The organism is Alteromonas sp. ABH4_457 (assembly GCF_056160625.1).
Window position 1 is genome coordinate 563216 of sequence record NZ_JBSWXN010000001.1, and the last position, 22646, is coordinate 585861.

Sequence of the window (22646 nt, forward strand, 5' to 3'; positions counted from 1 at the left end):
TAATGCTAAAAATTTCTAATCTACATGCCAGCGTCGAAGAAAAGACCATCATTAAAGGTCTGGATCTGGAGATTGGTCCGGGTGAAGTACACGCTATCATGGGCCCTAACGGTGCGGGTAAATCCACGCTGGGCTATGTACTGTCTGGCCGTGACGGCTACGAAGTGTCTGACGGTACGGTAGAACTGAACGGTAAAGACTTACTGGATTTAGACGTAGAAGAGCGTGCCCGTGAAGGTCTGTTCCTGGCATTCCAGTATCCGGTAGAAATTCCGGGTGTTTCTAACATGGAATTCATGAAGGAATCGGTGAATGCGATGCGCGAACAGCGTGGTGAAGAGCCACTGACTGCAGCAGAATTCCTCAAGAAAGCCAAAGAAGCCTGCAAGCAGGTTCAACTGCCGCTGGATTTCCTTAAGCGTGGCGTAAACGAAGGCTTCTCCGGTGGTGAGAAAAAGCGTAACGAAATCATGCAAATGATTCTGCTTGAACCGTCGCTGTGTATTCTTGACGAATCAGACTCCGGTCTGGACGTTGACGCGTTGCAGGTTGTCGCAGACGGCGTAAACAGCCAGCGCAACGACAAGCGCAGCTTTATCGTGGTAACCCACTATCAGCGCCTGCTTGACTACATCAAACCGGACTTCGTACACATTCTGGCCGACGGCAAAATCGTCAAGAGCGGCGATGCATCACTGGCGCTGGAAGTTGAGAAAAATGGTTACGCTTTCTTAGGTAAAAAATACGAGGAGAGTGAAGCATGAGCCAATGGCTGGAACAAGTCATTGACAACGCTCAGGATGTTTCTGACTTCCTTTCTTCACAACGTAAAAAGTCACTGGCAGCGCTGCAGGAGCAGGGCTGGCCGGGTAAGCGTGCCGAGCAATGGCGTTTTACCCCGCTGACCAGCGTTGAGAAACGTAAAGCAATTAAAGCGAAGGTGACAGAAGAACCTGCTGTGCCGCAGATTGATAAGCTGGATACTATCGATCTGGTATTCGCTGACGGCAAGCTGGTAACTGACATCAGTGAACTGTCATTGCCTAAAGGCCTGAAAATCAAGTCACTGAAAAAAGCCGGTGATGACGAACAGGCAGCTATCAAAAGTATTTTTGCGAAGATTAAACCTGCCCGTCACACCTTCGGACTGGTAAATGACGCCGTGTCTAAACAAGGCGTGTTCATCGATGTTTCTGCAGGGGCAAAAATCAAACCGGTTGTGCGGGTTTTGAACCTCAGCACTCAGCCAGGCGATGCCCATACCCGCGTACTGGTGCGTTTGGGGGAAGCGGCTAAGTTGACAGTTATTGAACACGGTGAAGGCGCGGCTGACAGCCTGACGACGGCATTTGCTGAATACAGCATTGCAGATCATGCGCAGCTGGAACACTATCGTTTTGCCCTGTTTACCGGTAAAGCGAAGCAAATCGGTGGCAGTCACTTTAAGCTCGGTGAAGAAGCCAGCCTGAACAGCACACTGGTAGGTTACGGCAGTGAACTCAGTCGTCTTGATATCGACGTTTGGCATGCCGGTGAGCACGCTAATGCGAAAATGAACGCCATTTATCTGCTGGCAGAAGGTGAACTGTTCGACCTGCATACCACCCTGGAGCATGCTGTTCCGAATGGTACATCAGAAGAAAATGCCCGCGGTATCGTAGGTGACGGTGCCCGCGCTGTATTTAACGGTCGTATCCATATACACCGTGATGCCCAGAAAACGCTGGCAGAACTGAATAACCGTAACCTGTTACTTTCACGCCGCTCGCTGATTAATACCAAGCCTGAGCTTGAAATTTATGCGGATGACGTGAAATGTGCTCACGGCGCTACGGTTGCAGAAATCGATGATACGGCACTGTATTACATGCTGAGCCGCGGTATTCCCCGCAGTAAGGCGCTGGTCATGCTGAATTTCGGCTTTATTCAGGAACTGGTTACCCAAATTCCGAAAGAAGCCATTGCTGAATGGCTGCTGCCCAAACTCAGCGAACGTTTTGCCTCTATGGAGGTAAAATGAGTCTGGACGTGCAGGCCCTGAGGGCGCAATTTCCGATCCTCAGCCGTAAGGTGAACGGCAAACCGCTGGTTTATCTGGATAATGCAGCAACCACACAGAAGCCACAGGCAGTGCTGGATGCCATTATGGATTTCTACACCACCACGAATGCCAATGTGCACCGTGGTGCTCATGCGCTATCTGATGAAGCCACGCGACGCTTTGAAAAAGCCCGTGACGATGTGGCCGCGTTTATTAACGCGAATGACCGTAAAGAAGTGATCTGGACAGCCGGTACTACCGAAGCCATTAATCTGGTTGCGAAAGGCCTGGGTCAGTTGCTGAAAGCCGGTGATGAAGTTGTGGTAACTGAAATGGAACACCACGCGAACCTTGTGACCTGGCAGCAAGCCTGTAAGGTGTCCGGTGCCACATTAAAAGTTGCGCCCATCTTTGATTCCGGTGAGCTGGATACCGACGCCTTTACTGCGCTGCTGAACACCAATACCCGCCTGGTGGCTTTTCCCCATGTCTCTAATGCGTTGGGTACGCTGAATCCGGTGAAACTGCTCACGGCGAAAGCGAAAGAGCATGGGGCACTGGTGTTAGTCGACGGCGCTCAGGGCATTGCTCATGGCGGTGTTGATGTGCAGGATATTGGCTGCGACTTCTATGCCTTTTCCGGCCACAAGCTATTTGGCCCTACCGGCACTGGTGTGCTGTGGGGACGGGCAAACGTATTGCAGGACTGGCCCGTATGGCTGACCGGCGGTGAAATGATTGCCGATGTGACTTATCAGGATGCGACCTGGGGCGAACTGCCTAACCGTCTTGAAGCCGGAACGCCGAATATTGCCGGTGCTGTAGGTCTCGCCGCTGCGGTTAACTGGTTCTCAGCGTTGGATACCCATGCAGTACAGGCCCATGAAAAGGCATTGCTTGCCAGTGCTCATGAGCAGGCTGACGCCTTTGAAGGCATGCGAATTGTTGGTACTGCACCGGCTAAAATGGGTGTAATGAGCTTTATTCTTGACGGCATTCACCCGGCTGATGTGGGTTACATTCTTGATCAGCAGGGCGTTGCTATCCGTACCGGTGATAACTGTGCGCAGCCGTTGATGAAGAAGTTTAATATTCCCGGCACGGCCCGCGCGTCATTTTCTATTTATAACAGCCTTGATGAAGTGGACGTTTTGTTCAGTGCGCTTCGCAAGGCTCATATGATGCTTGCTTGATAAGGAGGCAACATGTCCGTAGAAACGTTTGTACCCTCTACTACCGTTATTTCTCTGACCGACAGTGCGGTAAACCACTTTGAGAAAAAAGTCGCATCCAGACCAGGCAGCGTTATCCGCCTGTCTACTAAAGTCAGCGGCTGCACCGGTTACGCTTATGTGCTGGATCTGGCCGATGCGCCTGAAGCAGATGACGAACTGGTTTCTGCCAGCGATGCCCTCACGGTGGCAGTAGCCAAAGATGCGGTGAAGTTTGTCAGAAATACCGAAATTGATTACGTTCAGGAAGGGATCAATGGCGTAATTAAGTACAACAATCCTAATGTCGTGGACGAATGTGGCTGCGGCGAAAGCTTCAATATCGGTTAATACGTTTTGGCTAAAGCACAAAAAATGGTAGTCACGGAACGTGACTGCAAAGCACGCCTTGTTCCGGCCGGGCAAATTTCTACCATTCCCGGCGGGGAGTTCGTCTCTATCACTCAGGAACTGGGTGGCAATTACACCATCACCTGGCGTGGTAATATGTATCGTATCGACGGGACTGATGCTGATGCCATTGGCCGTAAACCGATGGGCCTGAATTTTGATGCACCGGCAGACGGCAATATCGATGAGCAACAGGTGTGGGACGCGCTGGAAACGATTTATGATCCGGAAATTCCGATTAATCTGGTGTCTCTTGGGCTGATATATAAAGTGTCTGTGGACCAGGATAAGAAATCTGTTGCTGTAGACATGACCCTGACTGCCCCGGGCTGCGGCATGGGACCGGTTCTGGTAGGCGACGTGGAATATCGCATCGGTATGGTGCCCCACGTAGACTCAGTGCAGGTTGAACTGGTGTTTGACCCTCCCTGGTCCCGCGATAAAATGAGCGAAGAAGCACAGCTCGAAGCCGGTTTGTTTTTCTAAGAAAAGGTTTTCAACATGACAATGTCACTCCCCGGTAGCCAGGAAATTATTGATGATCTGGCCTTTTTTGATGACTGGGAACAACGTTATCAGTACATTATCGACCTGGGTAAATCTATCCCCGGGTTGCCGGACGATGAGAAAACGCCGGATAAACTGGTTAAAGGCTGTCAAAGCAGCGTGTGGCTTGAGTCACGGGTTGAAAATGGTCTGGTTAAATTTTCTGTAGACAGCGATGCAGTCATCGTTCAGGGATTACTGGCCCTGGTTATGGCGGCGTACAATAACAAAACGCCCCGTCAGATCCTGGATTTTGATGTTGATGCGTACTTTGCAGAACTGGATCTTGAACGCCATATTACCCCCACACGGGGTAACGGCTTAAGAGCTATTGTTGCGAAAATTCAGGCACTGGCCAAACGTTCAGTTAACTGATTTTCTGAGCGTATTGTCATAAAATCGTCATCACTGTATGACTACACTTTCCGGCTGCGTCAAATGGCAGGGAAGTGATTGACGATTCCCTCTGGTCAACTGGTCTGGAATTGCCTATAATTCGCGGCCAAAATTTTAATGATTCATTGGAGACAGAAGAATGGCTCTTGAGCGTACATTTTCTATTATCAAGCCTGATGCGGTAGCTAAAAACGTAATCGGTGCAATTTACAACCGTTTTGAAACTGCTGGTCTGCGCATCGTTGCATCTAAAATGCTGCACCTGAGCAAAGAACAGGCTGAAGGTTTCTACGCAGAACACAAAGAGCGTCCTTTCTTCGGCGCGCTGGTAGACTTCATGACTTCTGGTCCGGTAATGGTTCAGGTACTTGAAGGCGAAAATGCGGTTGTTAAAAACCGTGAAATCATGGGCGCGACTAACCCGGCTGATGCAGCTGCGGGTACTCTGCGTTCTGATTACGCTGCGTCTATCGACGAAAACGCGGTACACGGTTCTGATGCACCGGAATCTGCTGCTCGTGAAATTGCATACTTCTTCTCTGACGAAGAAATCTGCCCGCGCACCCGTTAATTTTTAACGATTGCGTAAGAAAAAGGAGAGCCCGCCTTTATTCCGATCAATTAAGAAATTAATAATCGGCTGTTCGCTCAGCGGGCAAAATCCGGTACCAGGAAACTGGTATCGGACTTGACGTTGATGCTTTTCAGATTCTAGATATTAGTACCTGTCTTAAATAGCCACAATTTGTAGCACTGTCAGAAGCTTTCCTATGCTTATATAACCGATATGGTAGCTCAATTTCCTCAAATGCATTTTTGTGCCAGCACGGAGGGGTGAATTAATACTCTGGAGCGGATACGAATGCTGGAGCCTGAGCGGAGAACTGCGTTGGCAAAATAATGCGAGTGTTGTAAGGAGGTGTCAGCTATTTCCGACCGGCAGTAAAGAGTAATCGATACTTACATCGAAAGCTATGCTGAGAAAAGCTAGCGTCATTCTAGGTATCTAATAAACGCCAGGAAAACTTGCTGGACCCCTGTATGTGGTAGTCAATCTGCTCTTTTCTCGATCTAGGCCATTTAAGTGTGCTTCCAGATCTTGTATACGCTTCTTTTCTGGGGACAACGCTTTTTACTACCGTAGCGAAAACCTTAAAGTTGCAGCACCCTCTTGTGCAGAGGAGTTTCATGTACATCTACTACGTAACCTGCTTCAGTCATACTCTAAGCCTGACTAACTAAAGGTTGGCTGAATCTTATTTTAGATTCCAGACAGAATGATCGTATTTGTCTTTTCATTGAACACACTCGCTATAGAGTGTAGTGCTACCACTTGACATAGCATTCGAACTTAGTCTGCCACTAATCACAAAAAAGTGACACAGGCATCCACTCTTTCTGTCATGATAATTTACACCGTTAGATTGATTGAAATCTATGTCAGTATACAAAGATAAATGAATGTTTTGATTTAAGTGTATGATTCTAAATTTCTTTTTATTTTATTTTGCATGTCGTCGTCGTTTTGAACGTTAGGTTAATAAAAAGATTAGGCTCTAATGTTAAGAAATGTTGCTAATGGTGTATTTATATTGTGAGATTAATGGAAAAATAAATTGATATTGTCAGTTTTTTTTGCAACTTAAGAAATAAGACAGAAAATATCGCATAACAAAAAGTTATGATTTGTGTCGAACAATTAGTTTTATATATTAAAGTTGCATAAAAGGTTCATAGATCAGGGATTCTTTTTTTACTGTAAGAAAGTTACAACGGAATATGAGAAAGCAGCTCAGTGATAAAATGTTGGTGCCGAACTTGCTATAGCTAATGTGAGATGAAGCGGAGCACTAATTAAGACTTCAAATAGTAACCCGAGTTCTATTATCACTCACTCACGATTCAAGGATGATAAGTCATGGGAAACGGTTTCGTTAGAAACAATACCAATCAATTTGCTGTTGTATACCGCTTTATTGATTTTCTAATTATTCAATTAACATTGCTTGTCGCTTGTAGTGTTTTTAAAATCGATATAGATGTTCACTATCATCTTCTTGGGCTCATAGGTAGTACAACTTACCTTCTAACAGCTGAACTTTTCTGGATATATCGGTCTTGGCGTTCAGGTACTTCGAAAGAGTTACTCTTTTATACAGTTATAAGCTGGTTCGTGAGTGCGGTCGTTACCTTAATTTATCTTTTCCTAACCAAAACCTCAGAAGATTACTCCCGAATTGTTGTTTTAGCTTGGTTAGTTAGTGCCCCACTTTTGTTAAGTATCTGGCGCATTGCTATGCGCGCTTTTCTTTATCAAGTGCGTGCGAAAGGTTACAACAGCCGCTCAGTAGCGATTATTGGTATGAACGAGAATGCAGTCGCTCTAGCCAATGAACTTAAAAGAAATCCCCAAACCGGTTTTGTATTGCGTGGAGTTTATGATGATAGAAAGTTTGAACGTTTAGCAATCCCGGACAATATGGCTGTTGAAGGTAACATCAACGACGCTATTGAAGCCGTTCGAATCGGTGAGTTTGATCAGGTTTTCATTACTCTTCCGATGACCGCCAACAAACGCATTGAGCAAATACTACATCGGCTAGGAGATACGAACGCAGAGGTGCATTTTGTTCCAAACTTCTTCATGTATAACATGGTGCATTCTCGTTTGTGTAATGTGGGTAACTTACAAACAATCAGTGTGTTCGACACGCCTATGCGCGGCGCAACTACGGCCATCAAGCGTGCTGAGGATATCTTCCTTGCTTTATGTATTCTTACCGTTATTGCTATCCCAATGGTAATCATAGCCGCAGCGGTAAAATTGACATCTAAAGGCCCGGTAATTTTCAAACAAAATCGATACGGCGTAGATGGTAAAAAAATAAAGGTTTGGAAATTTCGTTCTATGACAGTAACGGAAGATGGTGAAAAGGTGACTCAAGCAACGAAAGGAGATGCCCGAGTTACAAAAGTTGGCGCCTTCCTTCGTAGAACGTCCTTAGACGAGTTGCCCCAATTCATTAATGTTCTTCAAGGCTCAATGTCAGTTGTTGGACCACGCCCTCATGCCGTTGCTCACAACGAAATGTATCGGAAAACTGTGAAATACTACATGTTGCGCCATAGAATTAAGCCAGGCATAACTGGTTGGGCACAAGTTAATGGGTGGCGTGGTGAAACTGATACTGTAGAGAAGATGCAAATGCGGGTACAGTTCGACCTCGAATATATCCGTAATTGGTCTCTTTGGTTAGATTTCAAAATTGTTATTTTTACTTTTTTGAGAGGCTTTGTTGGGAAGAACGTGTACTAAATATACCGTTTGGCATTACGGCTTGTTGAAAATTTCTAATTAATGTAATTTTTAGGGTGGACTGTGACCCTAGTTCTAAGGAGATTTAGAACACCAATTATCACAGTAGCTGCACATATCTGCTTTGATAGAGCCTGCTTAGCTGGCTCTATATCATTAGATATAGATTTTTAAACTCGCAAAAGAAAGATAAATCATGAAAAAGGCACTTATTACCGGTGTTACCGGCCAGGATGGTTCATACTTAGCGGAATTTCTGCTTGAAAAAGGATATGAGGTGCACGGTATCAAGCGTCGCGCATCATTATTTAACACTGAACGTGTAGACCATATTTACGAAGATCCCCACAACGACAACCCAAAATTCTTTCTTCATTATGGCGATTTGACCGATTCATCGAACCTAACGCGAATTATTTCTGAAGTGCAGCCAGATGAGGTATACAACTTAGGGGCACAATCGCATGTTGCGGTGTCATTTGAATCTCCTGAATATACGGCCGACGTTGATGCAATGGGAACATTGCGTTTACTGGAAGCGATTCGCTTCCTTGGTTTAGAAAAGAAAACTAAATTTTATCAGGCATCGACTTCTGAACTTTACGGTTTAGTTCAGGAAATCCCGCAAAAAGAAACAACACCTTTCTACCCGCGTTCACCTTACGCGGTAGCGAAAATGTATGCCTATTGGATTACGGTAAACTACCGTGAATCTTACGGTATGTATGCTTGTAATGGCGTTCTGTTTAACCACGAATCTCCGCGCCGTGGTGAAACCTTTGTTACCCGCAAAATTACTCGCGCTATTGCTAACATTGCTCAGGGTCTTGAGAAAAGCTTGTTCCTTGGAAACATGGATGCACTTCGTGACTGGGGTCATGCAAAAGATTACGTGCGTATGCAGTGGATGATGCTGCAACAGGAACAGCCAGAAGATTTCGTTATCGCTACCGGTAAGCAAATCTCGGTACGTGAGTTTGTTCGCATGTCTGCTAAAGAAGCGGGCATTACACTGGAATTCTCCGGTGAAGGTGTAGACGAAATTGCAACTGTTGCTGCAGTTGAGGGTGATGATGCGCCAGGTGTTAACGTTGGCGATGTGATTGTTGAGGTAGATCCGCGTTATTTCCGACCTGCGGAAGTGGAAACTCTGCTGGGCGACCCGTCAAAAGCCAAAGCGAAACTGGGCTGGGTTCCTGAAATCACCGTTGAAGAAATGTGCTCTGAAATGGTTCAGAACGACCTTGGTAAAGCCAAACAACACGCACTACTAAAAGAACATGGATACAGCGTTGCTGTAGCCAAGGAGTAGAACGTGAAAAGAGTTTTTGTCGCTGGCCATAACGGTATGGTTGGCTCAGCCATTGTTCGTTTACTAAGTGCTCGAGAGGATGTTGAGATAATTACTCGCGACCGGAGTACGTTAAATTTGCTTTCTCAACAGGAAGTAAGCAATTTTTTTGCTGAAGCTAAAGTTGACGAGGTTTATCTCGCCGCTGCGAAAGTTGGTGGAATTCATGCTAATAATGAATTCCCCGCCGAATTCATTTTTGAGAATCTGACAATTGAATCAAATATTATTCATGCCGCACATTCTCACGACGTACAGAAGCTTCTTTTTCTTGGTTCGTCATGTATTTATCCAAAACTCGCTAAACAGCCAATGACAGAAGATGCTTTACTTACCGGCATCCTTGAGCCCACTAATGAACCTTATGCAATAGCCAAGATTGCTGGTATTAAGCTCTGTGAGAGTTACAACAGACAATATGGTCGGGACTATCGCTCAGTCATGCCGACTAATCTGTATGGACCTAATGATAACTTTCACCCTGAAAACTCCCATGTTATTCCTGCGCTAATTCGACGATTCCACGAAGCTGTAGTCAGCAATGCTGAAGAAGTTGTTGCCTGGGGTAGTGGTAAGCCGATGCGCGAATTTCTTCATGTTGATGATATGGCTGCCGCCAGCATTCACGTGATGGAGTTGAGTAATGATAAGTATAGTGCTAACACACAACCTATGCTAAGTCATATCAACGTCGGAACAGGTGTTGATTGCACAATAAAAGAGTTAGTGGAAACTGTTGCGAAGGTAACAGGCTTTAGGGGTGAAATTAACTGGGATACCTCTAAGCCCGATGGCACGCCGCGTAAATTGATGGATGTTTCTCGCCTGAACAATCTTGGGTGGAAATACTCGATTTCATTAGAAGAAGGGTTAGCCCAGAGTTATCAGTGGTTTCTCGATAACCAGGATAATTTCAGAGCCTAGTTGCTAAATTTTTCGCCATAAAAAGGAGTTTTTATGAAACCCGTCATTCTAGCTGGAGGGACTGGTAGTCGTTTATGGCCCAAATCTCGCGCCGCACTTCCAAAACAATTTCTCGCGTTAACTTCCGAGCAAACCATGTTACAGGAAACGGTAACCCGTCTTAAAGGTACTGATGCTGAAAGTCCGATATTTATTTGCAATGACTCTCATCGCTTCCTGGTTGCAGAACAGTTACGGGTTCAAAACATCGCTCATGGCGGTATTTTACTCGAACCTGTGGGCCGAAACACGGCACCGGCTATTGCACTGGCCGCGCTGCATGCGACACAGGGCGGGGAAGACCCAATCTTACTGGTGCTGGCTGCTGACCACCTGATTAAAGATACCCATGCTTTCCACACCGCCATTGATAAAGCAGAAAAGCTGGCGAAAACCGGTAAGCTGGTCACGTTTGGTATTGTACCGGACCAGCCACATACCGGTTACGGCTACATTAAAGCCGGCGACGGTATCGACAACGGCTACGTGGTGGATGAGTTTGTTGAAAAGCCTAATATGGATACGGCAGAGAAATATGTCGCTTCAGGCAAGTATTTCTGGAACAGCGGCATGTTTATGTTTAAAGCCAGTCGTTATCTGGAAGAGCTGGAAAAATACAATCCTGAGATTCTTGCTGTATGTAAACAGGCCATTGAAACGGAATCACCGGATTTAGATTTTATCCGTGTTGACGCCGACGTATTTGCCGGTTGCCCGGACGATTCTATTGATTATGCCGTGATGGAGAAAACCGACAGTGCTGCCATGGTGCCACTGGATGCAGGTTGGTCCGATGTGGGAAGCTGGTCATCACTGTGGGAAACCGCTGAAAAAGACACCCGCGGTAACGTGGTAGTGGGTGATGCCATTTTAGAAGGCGTAAACAACAGCTACATCAACGCCGAACAGCGTTTGATTTCCGTTATTGGCCTGGATGACGTGGTGGTGGTGGAAACCAAAGACGCCATCATGGTTGCGCATAAAGATAAAGTACAGGACATCAAGAACGTGGTTAACCGCCTGAAAGCGGAACAACGTCCTGAATTTGAATTCCACCGCGAAGTATTCCGTCCGTGGGGCAGTTACGATTCTATCGATAATGGCGCCCGTTTCCAGGTAAAACGCATTACGGTGAAGCCGGGTGAAAAACTGTCGGTGCAGATGCACCACCACCGCGCTGAACATTGGATTGTGGTAAGCGGTAGCGCCAATGTCACCATTGGTGAAGAAACCCATTTTGTTACCGAAAACCAGTCTAAGTACATTCCAATTGGTGAAGTCCATGCGCTGGAGAACCCGGGCAAAATTCCACTGGAACTGATTGAAGTACAATCTGGTGGGTATTTGGGTGAAGACGATATCGTCCGCTTCTCCGACCGTTATGGCCGTACTGAAAACAAAGGTGGCAAAGCGTGAGTCAGCCGATTACCTGTTTTAAAGCCTATGATATTCGTGGTGAGCTGAATACCCAGCTCTCCGAAGACGTTGCGTACCGTATTGGTCGCAGTTTTGCCTCAGAACTGAATGCAAAAACCGTTGTAGTGGGCGGCGACGTTCGTCTGACGTCCACGCCGCTGAAGCTGGCGTTATCCGCTGGTCTTATAGATGGCGGTGCCACCGTACTGGATTTAGGCGACACCGGCACTGAAGAGATTTACTTCGCGACCAAGTACCTGGGCGTGGACGGCGGCATTGAAGTGACGGCAAGCCACAACCCGATTAACTACAACGGCATGAAACTGGTGAAAGCCGGTTCTGTACCGATTAGTGGTGATACCGGGCTCAACGCAATCAAAGACGCCGCTGAAGCTCTGGATGATGCTGAAGTGGCGGAGCGACTGGCATTCTATTGCGATGGTGAAACCATTGACGCTGACGCATTCTTCAATGGTAAAGCCCATGTCTCAGTAGAAAAACTGAAGACCAGTGGCCAGTATGAACTGAAAGACTGCCTGGCAGACTATGCAGAACATGTGGTGTCGTATATCGACACTGCAAACCTGACGCCGCTGAAAATCGTCGCCAACGCCGGTAACGGTGCGGCGGGTAAAGCGCTGGATGCTATCGAAGCGGTATTTAAGGCGAGAGGCGTACCGGTTGAATTTATCAAGGTACATCATCAGCCCGACGGTACGTTCCCGAACGGTATTCCTAATCCGCTATTGCCTGAAAATCGTGACGATACCGCCAAGGCGGTTATCGGTAGCAAAGCGGATTTCGGTATTGCCTGGGACGGTGACTTCGACCGCTGCTTCCTGTTCGACGCAGACGGTGGCTTCATTGAAGGCTATTACATTGTTGGCTTGCTCGCGCAGGCGTTTATCGATAAAGAAGCGGATGCCAAAATCATCTACGACCCGCGTGTGTTCTGGAATACCGAAGATATCGTAAAGTCAGCAGGTGGTATTCCGATTAAATCGAAAACCGGCCACGCATTTATTAAAGAGCGGATGCGCAAGGAAGATGCGGTATATGGTGGCGAAATGAGTGCTCACCATTATTTCCGTGACTTTGCCTACTGTGATTCAGGCATGATCCCCTGGCTGCTGGTGGCAGAATTACTGTGTACAAAGCAAACCAGTCTCGCGGACATGGTAAAGGCCCGTATTGAAGCCTTCCCGTCATCCGGTGAAATCAACAGTAAACTGAAAGATGCCGATGCGGCTCTGGCGCGTATTCAGCAGAAATACGAAGCTGACGCCCTGGTTATCGATGATACCGACGGCATTGGTTATGAATTTGCTGATTGGCGATTCAATTTGCGTAAATCTAACACAGAGCCGGTTATTCGCCTGAATGTGGAGTCTCGCGGTGATAATCCGTTGATGGAATCTAAGACTGAAGAATTAATTGCGCTTATTCGCTCAGAATAAACCGCACAATTGATTTGTTCGGCATAGGTTTTAAAGAGTGGCTTAAGCCACTTTTTTGCCTTGAAAAGTGATTGTCTTGCATGCGTATTGTCGCACTCACAACTGCCGGTTTTAACGATATTAATTGTGCCTGTGTGGCTGTGGCAAAGCGGGACACAATCATAAATGATAACTTCAGTGCTACCGGCGTATCACGATTTATAAAATGGAAGTAGTAATGACGTCTAATTCGAGTGTTTTTAAAAGGGTCTTGTCCGGAAGCGCTGCCTCGTGGACCAATATCGTTATCAACATTTTTGTTCAAATCGCCCTTGTTCCTTTATTTTTACACTACTGGGATGCTGAAACGTATGGTTTATGGTTGCTGTTTCAGAGTGTGTGGGGCGTCTACCTCATTTTCTATAACAGTTTCCAGTTATTCGTCGGTTTCGATGCTATAAAAATTGCTAAAGACAAAGCATATTTAAATAGGGTGATGTCGTCTACGATAAGTATTGCTTTGCTACTATCCTTGTCATTAATAGGTTTTACCTATCTGTTTGAAATCGTCGACGGCGCAAAGTATCTGAGTCTGAACGATGAAATGTCTGACATTCTCTATACGCTTCTGTTTATATACAGTGTTGCCTGGCTTTTTTCCGGTGCAGTGCATGTTTCCTTCGAAAAATGGATAACGCCTTTTGGTTATGCCCCCTATGTAATATGGCTGTACACAGCGAGGATGTTTTTCAGAAATGTTGTCGCCGTTATATGTGTGCTAAACGGTTTGGATATTGTAGCGACTGTTGCATACACGGCTGTTGTTGATGTGTTTATTTATCTTGTTAGTGCTATTTTTATTCGTAAATTTATGAAAAGTAATGAGTTAAGCTTGAGCCATGATTGGAGTATAAAATTAGGTTTAAGATACCTGTATGACTCGCTATTTTTATTTGTAAAGTACATGCTGGATGCCTGCCGCAATATCGGGCTTAGACTGATACTCGCACCAGTTCTCTCTGTCGCGGAAATTGCTATGTTTGCGACATTACGCACTCCATCGAACATCGTAATGCAGGGCGCAAACAGTATCGCTTCCTCTATGCATCCAGAGTTAATGGCGTCAATAAGAGATAAGGAAACGAACAAGGTTTTTGTTTTTAACACGTTGCTTTGGTTTATCTCATCCGTTTTGATTGTCCCATTCGCATACTTTCTTCAATTTATCATGCCTGATTTTTACGAGTTTTGGACATTAGGACAATTTGAATTCGATAGTCAAAGCTTTGCTTTATTCTCGTTGGTGGTACTTACTTATACTGTTTGCTCACCATTGGAAGCGATTGTTAAAGGGAATAACCTCGTTAAAGAACAGGCGATGATAAGCTTTACATCAGTGGTGCTTTTAATCGCTTCTATTACATTATTCGCAAGTTGGTTAGGCGTGTTAGGCGTAGCTATTGCGCTGTTAATCGTTGAACTTGTGGTTCTGACAATTTATGCGGTAATCGCCTTTAGATGGTTAAAAAACGCGGGATTTAGTCGTCCTACAGATAGTTTGTGGATCGCATTGTTGTGTTTAGCGTTTACAGGCTGTGTATTCTATCTGATAACTGCTACAAGTTATTCACACTATATTCTTTATCCGCTAGGTATAGCAGTATCGTTATTTACCGGATATTTGCTCTGGCAAACCTATCCGGCAACGGTAAAAGCCCAGGTTGCTACTGTTATCAGAAGCAAGATAAAAAGATGAAAGCCAGATCTATCCTATATGTAGGAGAACAAACAGGAAACAGCCTAAGCAGGCTTAATGCGTTAAGGCGGCTTGGTCATACCGTAAATGTCATTACACCCAGATTGCTTCTTCCTAAAACGTCCTGGGTGGATCGAATATTTTGGAAATTGACGGCTTTACCCTTTGTTTTCTGGGTAAACAGGGGCCTACGAAAGGCTCTGGACTCAAAGACTCGATACGATCTCGTTTGGGTCAATGCCGGCGACTACTTATTTCCGTCCTCAGTTAAAATTTTAAAAGCAAAAGCACCACAAATAATAAATTACAATACAGACGATCCCTTTGGTGACAGAGATAAATGGCGACATTATGGTTACCTTAAAGCGATTTCTCTGTACGACCTTATCGTCGTGGTGCGAAAACCTAATATCAATGAAGCCTATGCGTGCGGAGCAAAGAAAGTTCTTTTTTCATACATGGCGGCCGATGAAGTTGACCACAAGCCATTGAAAATAGACAAGGAAGAGAGAAAACGCTTCGCATCCGAAGTGCTTTTTATCGGAACGTGGTTTCCGGAAAGAGGCAACTTTTTAGCTCACCTGATCGACAGAGGTGTTCCAATAACAATTGCCGGACAAAATTGGCATAAAGCGCCTCAATGGCAAAAGTTGAAAGGTCACGTGATAGCTCGGGATGGGTTGTGGGGCGTTAATTATGTAAAGGCCATTCAATGCGCTAAAGTGTGCATAGGTTTGCTATCAGTACGAAATCGTGATCAACATACCACGCGAAGTATGGAAATTCCGTTTATCGGTAGCCTCCTATGCGCGCAACGAACACCTGAACATGAAAGTTTATATAAAGATGGTGTAGAAGCCGTTTTTTGGGACAATGTGGAGGAGTGTTCTGCAAAATGTCTGGAACTTCTGGACGACGCAGATCGCAGAGAAGCTATTGCTAATAACGGCTCAAAGCGCGCTATTGAGAATGGGTATCTCAATGAAATCATGATTCAACGTGTTTTAAGCAACATAAATTGGGATTAAAACAACGACGATGATAACTTCTCAGGATTACGAACCGTTAAAAAAAATTCTGCTCAACGAGACAAAAGGAAAGCGTGTCTATTACCTTGCTAATCCAGGTAATTGGGGCGATGGTTTAATCCGCTATGGAACAAAGCTATTTTTTGACGATATTGGACTCCAGTACAGGGAGCTTTCGCCCAAAAAATCTGATTGGGTTATTCCATTCATCAAGGGAGGCGTAGTCATTTATGGCGGCGGCGGCGCCTGGTGCAAAAACTGGCAAAATTCGTACGTCGAAAAGCTTTGCAAGCGCTTTAAAGTAATTGTATTGCCATCTACTTATGAGTCAACGGTAACACTGAAGAACACGATTCTATTCGCCAGAGACCAATATCAAAGTCTCGCTAATACCCCCACTCCTCATTTCATGCATGATATGGCCTTCTATATTGGTGAAAAATTTTACAGACAACAACAAGGTTCTGGGGCGGGATACTTTTACCGCGAAGATAAAGAAAGTGCGGGAATTTTAGAGCTAGGTAAAACCAATGTAGACATTAGCCAAAAGGGGAATCACTATACCCCGGTAGAGCTATTTTTCAGGGAAATAGAGAAATACGAAACTATCTACACCGACCGCCTTCATGTAGCGATAGCCGCAGTTCTCCTCAAGAAAAACTTACATTGGTATCCAGGCAATTACTTCAAATCGGAAGCGGTTTACAATTCAAGTATTAAGGATCAGTATGATGAAGTTTACTTCCATCGTGATTTTTAATTTTCAAATACCTGCTCAAACATGGGAGCTAGGTACTTATTACCTGTTTCGCTTAAGTGATCATCATCGAAATAAAGCGTTTTACCGTCTTTCGTTCCGTAACACCGTTCAGCATCACAAAGACAAGGGATAGGATTCAGAATTTTCACCCGGCAATGCTCAGCGGCGTGATCTTGTGCTTCCCACACAAGTTTATTACGCTCCACATACTGAGCTAAAGGAACGCTGATGTCTTTTTCCCCTCAGAAAATATCAGTTTTCGGCTGTAAACCCGGGGGACATCTATTCCCATTTCGGGTATCGGACGTGTAACGTAAAGATTATTTTATGACTGATGAATTGTGCAGATATTATCGACTTACTGTTAACCTCCCCGAAATTTAGCGTAATAGGGGGTCTCTTTGGGATTATCACCAAAATATATTTCCGGTCTGCTATTGGTATGAGCAGCTTCTCGTTTAAACACATCAAATAAATATACAGATGCATTGGTTGTATAAATTACTGGAATATCGGGTGAGAAATTAAACTCCTAAGTGGTATTAAGAAGTTGATTTGTCATATTTTGACAAATTGACGATACATAAATTTTAGCCCAAGGGGCTCGTTTTGCGCTTGAAATCTAACCGTCATTTGTAGCACGCTGGCATTTGCAGCTTCCACTAACCCCGTTACTATGGCGTTAGCGTGCGAGTCACCGACTAAAAGTGCATCGATGCTACCAGAACCGCACTGACAGTAGGGCACTGCGGTCAAATCTTTGCCACCAAGGCATTCTTTTATATGCAGGTTTCGATCAAACTGCCCATTTGCAGCCAATTCGAAATTCTGCGGCAATCTATTTGCAATTTCAAAGTTATTTGTTTAGCAATAGTAATGAGTGAAATTTTTTTAAGGTATTAAAAACAATGCTTTAATGTAATTGCTTACTCCTCGAACATCTGGTTTTTTCCGGCTAATGCTTATCTGATCACATAAAAGTCAGGTAGTTAGTGTAGGCAAATAGAAATAAATTCAAAAATTTGTCGGTAACGAAAGCGAGCAAGTGCGTATCTGAAGCTGTTGGTTTAGAATTTATGTTAATTCAGGTGCTGTACTTGGTAGGGATATGAGGTAATATTACCAATGGTTGGGTTAAGTTACTCAATGTAAATAAAATGGCCATAGAGATGACGTTAGTGCCAAAAAGGTAATTTAACAATTCATTAACGGTGTCGGCACTAAATTATATTCTATCTATTCTGAAACTCCGACTATGCTTAACGCCAAAAAAAATCAACGTATAAAAATCCTAGATAGCATCCGCGGTATAGCCGCGCTAGTTGTGTTATTTCACCACATTTTTAAATTGAATGTTGTTTCGTTTCAAGCACATTTAAATGAAGAATTCTTTCTTTTTTGCAAATTTGTATCTGAAATAAATCATGAAGCAGTACTTATATTCTTTATAATTTCTGGTATTTCAATAGGATTAACAATATCTAAAACGCCGGTAACATCAGTAGACTCATATAATCAGTATTTGTATCGGCGATTTAAAAGAATACTACCTATTTATTGGATAAGTTTAGCGTTTGCTTTATTTTTTGGAATACTAATGGGGCAAAGCCATCTCGAAGATTTTGGTCCGTTAAATCTTCTGGGGAATTTACTGTTTCTCCAAACAAGTTCGACTATCGAACAGTCTTGGTTTGTCCCGTATGGTTTAAATGGCCCACTTTGGTCGTTAGCTTTTGAAATGTTCTTTTATCTCCTGTTTCCAATTTTATTTGTGTTAAATAGAAGGTTTTTTAAGCATGTAAGGCTAGAGATAAAATACGTTATGATGTTAGTCATTGCACTAATTTGTATAGGGTTTAATACTAAGGTAATTTTCATTCCGTATTTGCTTTTCTTTGTTAGTTTTCTAATCTGGTATCAAGGCTACGTCATGTCTAAGTACCTCACCGAAGGCAAAACAAATCATCCATTTTTTCTTGGCAATGCATTGATAGGCTTGTGCATAATACTATTCCCTGACGTTATTCCCTCTAACACTTTACAAGTTGTTGGGAAGGGTTTCTGCATAGCTGCTTTTTTTTATTTATTTATGATCGTATTCGCAAAGTATCCACTCACGAGACTAAGCAATACGATTAACAGAGTCTTTTTTGATATTGGTGAAGGTAGTTACGCAATCTATGCTCTTCATTATCCGATACTTCTATATTTTCAAATGCAGTCTGTCGCATTAAGTTATCAACTTATTGCAATGGGAGTTTATATTATCTTATGTATCAAACTCGAGAGAGTGTCTATAAAGTGGAAGGTTAATTTTCTAAATATTAATTATTTCTGGCCGGTTAAGAATTTGCAGGGTTCTATACGCGAAAAACACTAGTTGTGATGATACTTCGCTAATGCTTCTTCGTAAGTTTCGAAGTAAAGGGACAGTGCTTTTTGGCTGGAAAAATTTGAGGCCCATTCGATACTTATCTTCTCAAGATGCTGCCTACTTTTTAAATCTAAACTCAAGAAATCCATTAGTACATGAATATTTACATTAGCCCAGGCCTCAATTTTTTTATGTCGGTAATGCTCTGTTGAACTAAGGAAGTAAGAATGGCTCCCGGCTATCTCTGCCATGGGAGCGTTATCTGTAGTAATAATACAGGTACCAGATGCCTGAGATTCTATAATTGGCCAGCCAAAACCTTCTTCGTGACTAGGCACGAGAGTGCAACGTGCTCCACAGTACAGTGCATTTAATACTTCATTGCTCACATCATATAAGAATGTTACTTCGGCTTGTGGATTTTCTAATTTTATTGCGTTGATTACTGCAGTCTCATCTTTAGTCGGTTTAGGACCTACGACAACAAGCGGCAATGGATTACATGTTTTCTCAACATACGCACGGTAAAGATGCATTAAGCCAAGTCGATTTTTGTACCATTGATTAACGCCAACGTTTAACAAATATTCTTTATAATGTGGAAAAAAGGAATGTGGTGAAAGGAGTTCAATAATTTCGCTTGCACTTAGGATTTTGTATTGATAATTTAAGCCGTTGTAAATAACCTTTGAAATACTAGGCTTTATTGAAGTGAATTTTTCTAGATCTTGTTTTGTTTTACTAGAAACAGATATAAATACCTTGCCACGTTCGAAGCCTTTTCTTATATACTTTTGATATATTTTTCCTGTGCAGTGTGTTTTATTAATGGGTTCCAGGCCTAACGCTGATTTCAGTGCTAACAAATCATGTACATGAATTACATGAGGTCGATTTTTTACCATAGGCACCCAAGGTCCTAAAGCTTGGTCGCAGAAAACGAACAAGGTGTCGTTATCATTCAATAAAAGTAACTTAAGTTTAAATATTATTGGGAAAAGTATTAACTGATCAAGATAGCCTAGCCATTTACTTAATACTGGTATTATTACGCTTAGCCGATAAAAAAACGACGGAGAAGTACAAACGACAACCTCATGGTTTTCTGCTTCGAGTCCTGATGCCAGCATTTGCGAGAATTTAGGCATACTTTTACTTTTAGAAAATGGTGCATGAGTGAGCAATACAATTTTCATTAAGTCTCAACATCTCCAATTTCTACAGACTTATGATACGTGAACACCGCTTTTAGTACGGTTTAAGATATAAAAAATTATGCATGGTCTAGATGCGCATCACGCTGTTACTATAACAATCGTTAGCTTGAAATAGACAAAAATAGAAACGTATCTGATTTATAGTTGTTATATATTAGTTATTAGCAGATGAAAAGTATACAAAAGAGCTTTGGCTTATAAAAGACAACAAGCAGTTAAAGTGAATAGACGTTCAGGGCGAGGGATAATGAGAGTTTGTTATATATACAGGGAAAGGGAAAGAGAAGCGCATAGCATTGAGCTTTTATTTGACAAGATTTCGTCTGAGGCCAGGCAACAGGGTGTAGAAGTACAAAAATGGTATCGTCCATTATCTTTTTTCAAAGCGATTAAGGAGGTACGTACGCTTCAGGCTGACGTGTATCATATTACTGGCGATTGCTATTTTCTCGCTTTGTTCTTACCTCGGTCAAAGACACTCATGACTATTCATGATATCGGCATGTATAAGAACCATCCAAAAACCTTCAAGCGGAGGTTATTTGTCTGGTTGTCTTTTAAGATTCCGATGAAGTTACTAAAAATTTCAACCGCAATAAGCGAATTGACAAAGCAGGATCTGGTTCAGATACTAGGGATCAATAAAGAGAAGATTGTAGTTATCCCTAATCCTTTGGTGCTATCTTTGAACTATACGCCAAGGGAATTTAATGAAAGTAAGCCTACAATTCTCCAGATTGGTACCGGCCTCCATAAAAATTTACACGGCTTGATTGCAGGTGTTAGCGGCATAAACTGCAAGCTGGATATTGTCGGTAAGCCTTCTCAGGCACTCATAGATGAAATGACCAGCAAAAAAATTGAGTATTCACTCTCAAGTCATATAAGTACCGAGGAGCTTATTGAGAAATATAAGCAATGCGATCTGGTTTATTTTGCGTCGCTTTCTGAGGGATTTGGCTTGCCTATACTCGAGGCACAAGCTATTGGTAGGGTAATTATTACCAGTAATATCGAGCCGATGATTTCGGTTTGCAATGGAGGAGGTGTGCTTGTAGACCCGAATGATCCTTCGTCCATAAAAGAAGGGATTCAGCGCGCTATTTCTGATGATAAATATAGAAACGCCCTAATAGAAAAAGGAAAGGATAACCTAAAAAAATACTCTGCTAAAAATATAACAGAAGAGTATGTAAAGTTGTACCAGAAGCATTTTTACAGGGAGCAATAATGCGTTTTATTTTTTGGCAGAATACCAATAGCATTCACCAATCCGATTTCTTCAATGCTCTAGCTAGAACCGGTGTTGAAGTATTTTTGATAGTGACTATGCCGATCTCTAAAAAGCGAGTTGAAATGGGTTGGAACGAACCGTCATTAGAAAAAGTAAATGTCATATACGCTTATAAAAATTCTTTCAATATCTATAATTTTTTAAAGGAAAATAAGTCCGATTATTGTTTTCATATTTTTTCAGGTATTGCTGCTTTTCCGTTAGTCCATCAAGCATTTATTCATGCTGTAAAACTCGATTGTAGAATGGGAGTATTTACCGAACCTTTGGATTTTCGCGGGTTTAAAGGAAAGTTGAGATGGTTAAGAGGTTATTTACATAAATTTCGTTGGGGTAAGAATATCGAATTTATCTTGCCCACCGGTACTTACGGTGTAAAGCAATTTATTACCTGGGGGTATTCAAGCGACAAAATTTTTGAGTGGGCTTATACGGTAGAAAAAACTTCTTACGACATCTATGACGATAAAGCCGACGAAAATGTATTTAAAATCATGTTTGCAGGTTCACTTATTCAAAGAAAGGGCTACGACCTGCTGATTGAAGCTCTCCAAGCGTTGAGAGACGCTTATAACTTTAAAGCTGACTTTTATTGTCTGTCTAATACAGATCTTGAACAGGGTAAGCAACTCGTTTCAGGATCAACGCTCAAATCAAAACTAGAACTACATCAATTTTTGCCAAATTACGCATTAAGACAAAAGATGAATGAGTATGATTTATTTGTACTCCCGAGCAGACACGATGGTTGGGGAGCTGTTGTTACAGAGAGTTTGATGGAAGGTACTCCAGTAGTTGTAACCGAAGCTTGCGGTTCGAGTAGTCAAGTCAGGCATAATAGCGCTCTAGGTAGAGTCGTTGAGGCCGGAAACGTAAAAGAACTCGAAGAAGGACTCAAAACGATGATGACAAAAGGTAAGCACACTGGTAGTGATAGAGAAAAAAACCGGTCGTGGGCTGAATCACACATATCGGGAGATCAAATGGCACGTTATTTTAACGAGATAATTAGGTACGTAAATAACGATTCTCAAAACAAGGCTACAGTACCATGGTTGAGTTAAAGTGTACTTATATGATTAACAAAAGATATTTGCAGTGAAAGTACGCAGCAATTTTGACGTAATGGC

21 protein-coding genes are annotated in these 22646 nt (G+C 43.3%); 18 read left to right on the top strand and 3 right to left on the bottom strand.

The window, feature by feature from the left end; translation table 11 throughout:
• Positions 1-2 precede the first annotated feature (2 nt).
• The 15 genes from sufC (at position 3) to ACXAGR_RS02420 (ending at position 16631) form a co-directional block, all read left to right on the top strand.
• Positions 3-764: a Fe-S cluster assembly ATPase SufC gene (gene sufC, locus ACXAGR_RS02350; protein ID WP_070125705.1), complete on the top strand. Its 762-nt coding sequence runs from the start codon at positions 3-5 to the stop codon at positions 762-764.
• Positions 761-2020 (top strand): Fe-S cluster assembly protein SufD, encoded by a 1260-nt coding sequence (gene sufD, locus ACXAGR_RS02355; protein WP_474847879.1) that lies wholly within the window; start codon positions 761-763, stop codon positions 2018-2020. The genes sufC and sufD overlap by 4 nt, the downstream gene beginning before the upstream one ends.
• Positions 2017-3234, top strand: a complete 1218-nt coding sequence (locus tag ACXAGR_RS02360) for an aminotransferase class V-fold PLP-dependent enzyme (protein ID WP_474847881.1) — start codon at positions 2017-2019, stop codon at positions 3232-3234. Before sufD ends, ACXAGR_RS02360 begins: the two co-directional genes overlap by 4 nt.
• Positions 3235-3246: 12 nt before the next feature.
• Positions 3247-3603 (top strand): HesB/IscA family protein, encoded by a 357-nt coding sequence (locus ACXAGR_RS02365; RefSeq protein ID WP_474847883.1) that lies wholly within the window; start codon positions 3247-3249, stop codon positions 3601-3603.
• Between the two features lie 24 nt (positions 3604-3627).
• Positions 3628-4149, top strand: coding sequence for a putative Fe-S cluster assembly protein SufT (gene sufT, locus ACXAGR_RS02370; RefSeq protein ID WP_474847885.1), 522 nt, complete (start codon positions 3628-3630; stop codon positions 4147-4149).
• 21 nt (positions 4150-4170) lie between these two features.
• Entirely contained in the window at positions 4171-4584 is a 414-nt protein-coding gene (locus ACXAGR_RS02375) for a SufE family protein (RefSeq protein WP_119503435.1), read from the top strand.
• Between the two features lie 160 nt (positions 4585-4744).
• Positions 4745-5176, top strand: a complete 432-nt coding sequence (gene ndk / locus ACXAGR_RS02380; protein WP_070125710.1) for a nucleoside-diphosphate kinase — start codon at positions 4745-4747, stop codon at positions 5174-5176.
• Between the two features lie 1347 nt (positions 5177-6523).
• Positions 6524-7921 carry an undecaprenyl-phosphate glucose phosphotransferase gene (locus ACXAGR_RS02385; protein WP_474847887.1) on the top strand — a complete coding sequence of 466 codons (1398 nt, stop codon included), beginning with the start codon at positions 6524-6526 and terminating at the stop codon, positions 7919-7921.
• A gap of 196 nt (positions 7922-8117) precedes the next feature.
• Entirely contained in the window at positions 8118-9233 is a 1116-nt protein-coding gene (gene gmd / locus ACXAGR_RS02390) for a GDP-mannose 4,6-dehydratase (protein WP_474847889.1), read from the top strand.
• Positions 9234-9236: 3 nt separating this feature from the next.
• Entirely contained in the window at positions 9237-10196 is a 960-nt protein-coding gene (gene fcl, locus ACXAGR_RS02395) for a GDP-L-fucose synthase (protein ID WP_474847891.1), read from the top strand.
• 33 nt (positions 10197-10229) lie between these two features.
• The gene (locus ACXAGR_RS02400; protein ID WP_474847893.1) at positions 10230-11651 is read left to right on the top strand and encodes a mannose-1-phosphate guanylyltransferase/mannose-6-phosphate isomerase; all 1422 of its coding nucleotides are present in this window, start codon (positions 10230-10232) and stop codon (positions 11649-11651) included.
• Positions 11648-13108 (top strand): phosphohexomutase domain-containing protein, encoded by a 1461-nt coding sequence (locus tag ACXAGR_RS02405; RefSeq protein WP_474847895.1) that lies wholly within the window; start codon positions 11648-11650, stop codon positions 13106-13108. The genes ACXAGR_RS02400 and ACXAGR_RS02405 overlap by 4 nt, the downstream gene beginning before the upstream one ends.
• 217 nt (positions 13109-13325) lie before the next feature.
• Positions 13326-14843 carry a hypothetical protein gene (locus ACXAGR_RS02410; protein ID WP_474847897.1) on the top strand — a complete coding sequence of 506 codons (1518 nt, stop codon included), beginning with the start codon at positions 13326-13328 and terminating at the stop codon, positions 14841-14843.
• A complete protein-coding gene (locus ACXAGR_RS02415) occupies positions 14840-15871 on the top strand; it encodes a CgeB family protein (protein ID WP_474847899.1) in 1032 nt (343 codons plus the stop codon). Before ACXAGR_RS02410 ends, ACXAGR_RS02415 begins: the two co-directional genes overlap by 4 nt.
• A gap of 10 nt (positions 15872-15881) precedes the next feature.
• A complete protein-coding gene (locus ACXAGR_RS02420) occupies positions 15882-16631 on the top strand; it encodes a polysaccharide pyruvyl transferase family protein (protein ID WP_474847901.1) in 750 nt (249 codons plus the stop codon).
• Here ACXAGR_RS02420 and ACXAGR_RS02425 read toward each other — a convergent pair.
• Complete coding sequence (locus ACXAGR_RS02425) at positions 16628-16861, bottom strand: SGNH hydrolase domain-containing protein (RefSeq protein WP_474848112.1); 234 nt, start codon at positions 16859-16861, stop codon at positions 16628-16630. The two genes, ACXAGR_RS02420 and ACXAGR_RS02425, sit on opposite strands and share 4 nt — an antisense overlap.
• A gap of 328 nt (positions 16862-17189) precedes the next feature.
• Positions 17190-17468, bottom strand: coding sequence for an SGNH hydrolase domain-containing protein (locus ACXAGR_RS02430; RefSeq protein ID WP_474847903.1), 279 nt, complete (start codon positions 17466-17468; stop codon positions 17190-17192).
• Positions 17469-17886: 418 nt separating this feature from the next.
• On the opposite strand from ACXAGR_RS02430, the gene ACXAGR_RS02435 reads away from it, so the two are divergent.
• Positions 17887-19011, top strand: a complete 1125-nt coding sequence (locus tag ACXAGR_RS02435) for an acyltransferase family protein (protein WP_474847905.1) — start codon at positions 17887-17889, stop codon at positions 19009-19011.
• On the opposite strand, the gene ACXAGR_RS02440 is transcribed toward ACXAGR_RS02435, so the two are convergent.
• Complete coding sequence (locus tag ACXAGR_RS02440) at positions 19008-20201, bottom strand: glycosyltransferase (protein WP_474847907.1); 1194 nt, start codon at positions 20199-20201, stop codon at positions 19008-19010. The genes ACXAGR_RS02435 and ACXAGR_RS02440 overlap by 4 nt on opposite strands.
• Before the next feature lie 241 nt (positions 20202-20442).
• Here ACXAGR_RS02440 and ACXAGR_RS02445 point away from each other — a divergent pair, with 241 nt between their 5' ends.
• Entirely contained in the window at positions 20443-21453 is a 1011-nt protein-coding gene (locus ACXAGR_RS02445) for a glycosyltransferase family 4 protein (RefSeq protein ID WP_474847909.1), read from the top strand.
• Positions 21453-22580 (top strand): glycosyltransferase family 4 protein, encoded by a 1128-nt coding sequence (locus tag ACXAGR_RS02450; RefSeq protein WP_474847911.1) that lies wholly within the window; start codon positions 21453-21455, stop codon positions 22578-22580. The genes ACXAGR_RS02445 and ACXAGR_RS02450 overlap by 1 nt, the downstream gene beginning before the upstream one ends.
• Positions 22581-22646 lie beyond the last annotated feature (66 nt).

What these genes read in the sequence shown, in the direction of transcription:
- ACXAGR_RS02375 (WP_119503435.1), top strand. Translation starts at nt 4,171, where the DNA reads ATGTCACTCCCCGGTAGCCAGGAAATTATTGATGATCTGGCCTTTTTT.
- ACXAGR_RS02385 (WP_474847887.1), top strand. Translation starts at nt 6,524, where the DNA reads ATGGGAAACGGTTTCGTTAGAAACAATACCAATCAATTTGCTGTTGTA.
- ACXAGR_RS02410 (WP_474847897.1), top strand. Translation starts at nt 13,326, where the DNA reads ATGACGTCTAATTCGAGTGTTTTTAAAAGGGTCTTGTCCGGAAGCGCT.
- ACXAGR_RS02365 (WP_474847883.1), top strand. Translation starts at nt 3,247, where the DNA reads ATGTCCGTAGAAACGTTTGTACCCTCTACTACCGTTATTTCTCTGACC.
- sufT (WP_474847885.1), top strand. Translation starts at nt 3,628, where the DNA reads ATGGTAGTCACGGAACGTGACTGCAAAGCACGCCTTGTTCCGGCCGGG.
- ACXAGR_RS02450 (WP_474847911.1), top strand. Translation starts at nt 21,453, where the DNA reads ATGCGTTTTATTTTTTGGCAGAATACCAATAGCATTCACCAATCCGAT.
- ACXAGR_RS02360 (WP_474847881.1), top strand. Translation starts at nt 2,017, where the DNA reads ATGAGTCTGGACGTGCAGGCCCTGAGGGCGCAATTTCCGATCCTCAGC.
- gmd (WP_474847889.1), top strand. Translation starts at nt 8,118, where the DNA reads ATGAAAAAGGCACTTATTACCGGTGTTACCGGCCAGGATGGTTCATAC.
- ndk (WP_070125710.1), top strand. Translation starts at nt 4,745, where the DNA reads ATGGCTCTTGAGCGTACATTTTCTATTATCAAGCCTGATGCGGTAGCT.
- ACXAGR_RS02420 (WP_474847901.1), top strand. Translation starts at nt 15,882, where the DNA reads ATGATAACTTCTCAGGATTACGAACCGTTAAAAAAAATTCTGCTCAAC.
- ACXAGR_RS02440 (WP_474847907.1), bottom strand. Translation starts at nt 20,201, where the DNA reads ATGAAAATTGTATTGCTCACTCATGCACCATTTTCTAAAAGTAAAAGT.
- ACXAGR_RS02400 (WP_474847893.1), top strand. Translation starts at nt 10,230, where the DNA reads ATGAAACCCGTCATTCTAGCTGGAGGGACTGGTAGTCGTTTATGGCCC.
- sufD (WP_474847879.1), top strand. Translation starts at nt 761, where the DNA reads ATGAGCCAATGGCTGGAACAAGTCATTGACAACGCTCAGGATGTTTCT.
- ACXAGR_RS02435 (WP_474847905.1), top strand. Translation starts at nt 17,887, where the DNA reads ATGCTTAACGCCAAAAAAAATCAACGTATAAAAATCCTAGATAGCATC.
- sufC (WP_070125705.1), top strand. Translation starts at nt 3, where the DNA reads ATGCTAAAAATTTCTAATCTACATGCCAGCGTCGAAGAAAAGACCATC.
- ACXAGR_RS02415 (WP_474847899.1), top strand. Translation starts at nt 14,840, where the DNA reads ATGAAAGCCAGATCTATCCTATATGTAGGAGAACAAACAGGAAACAGC.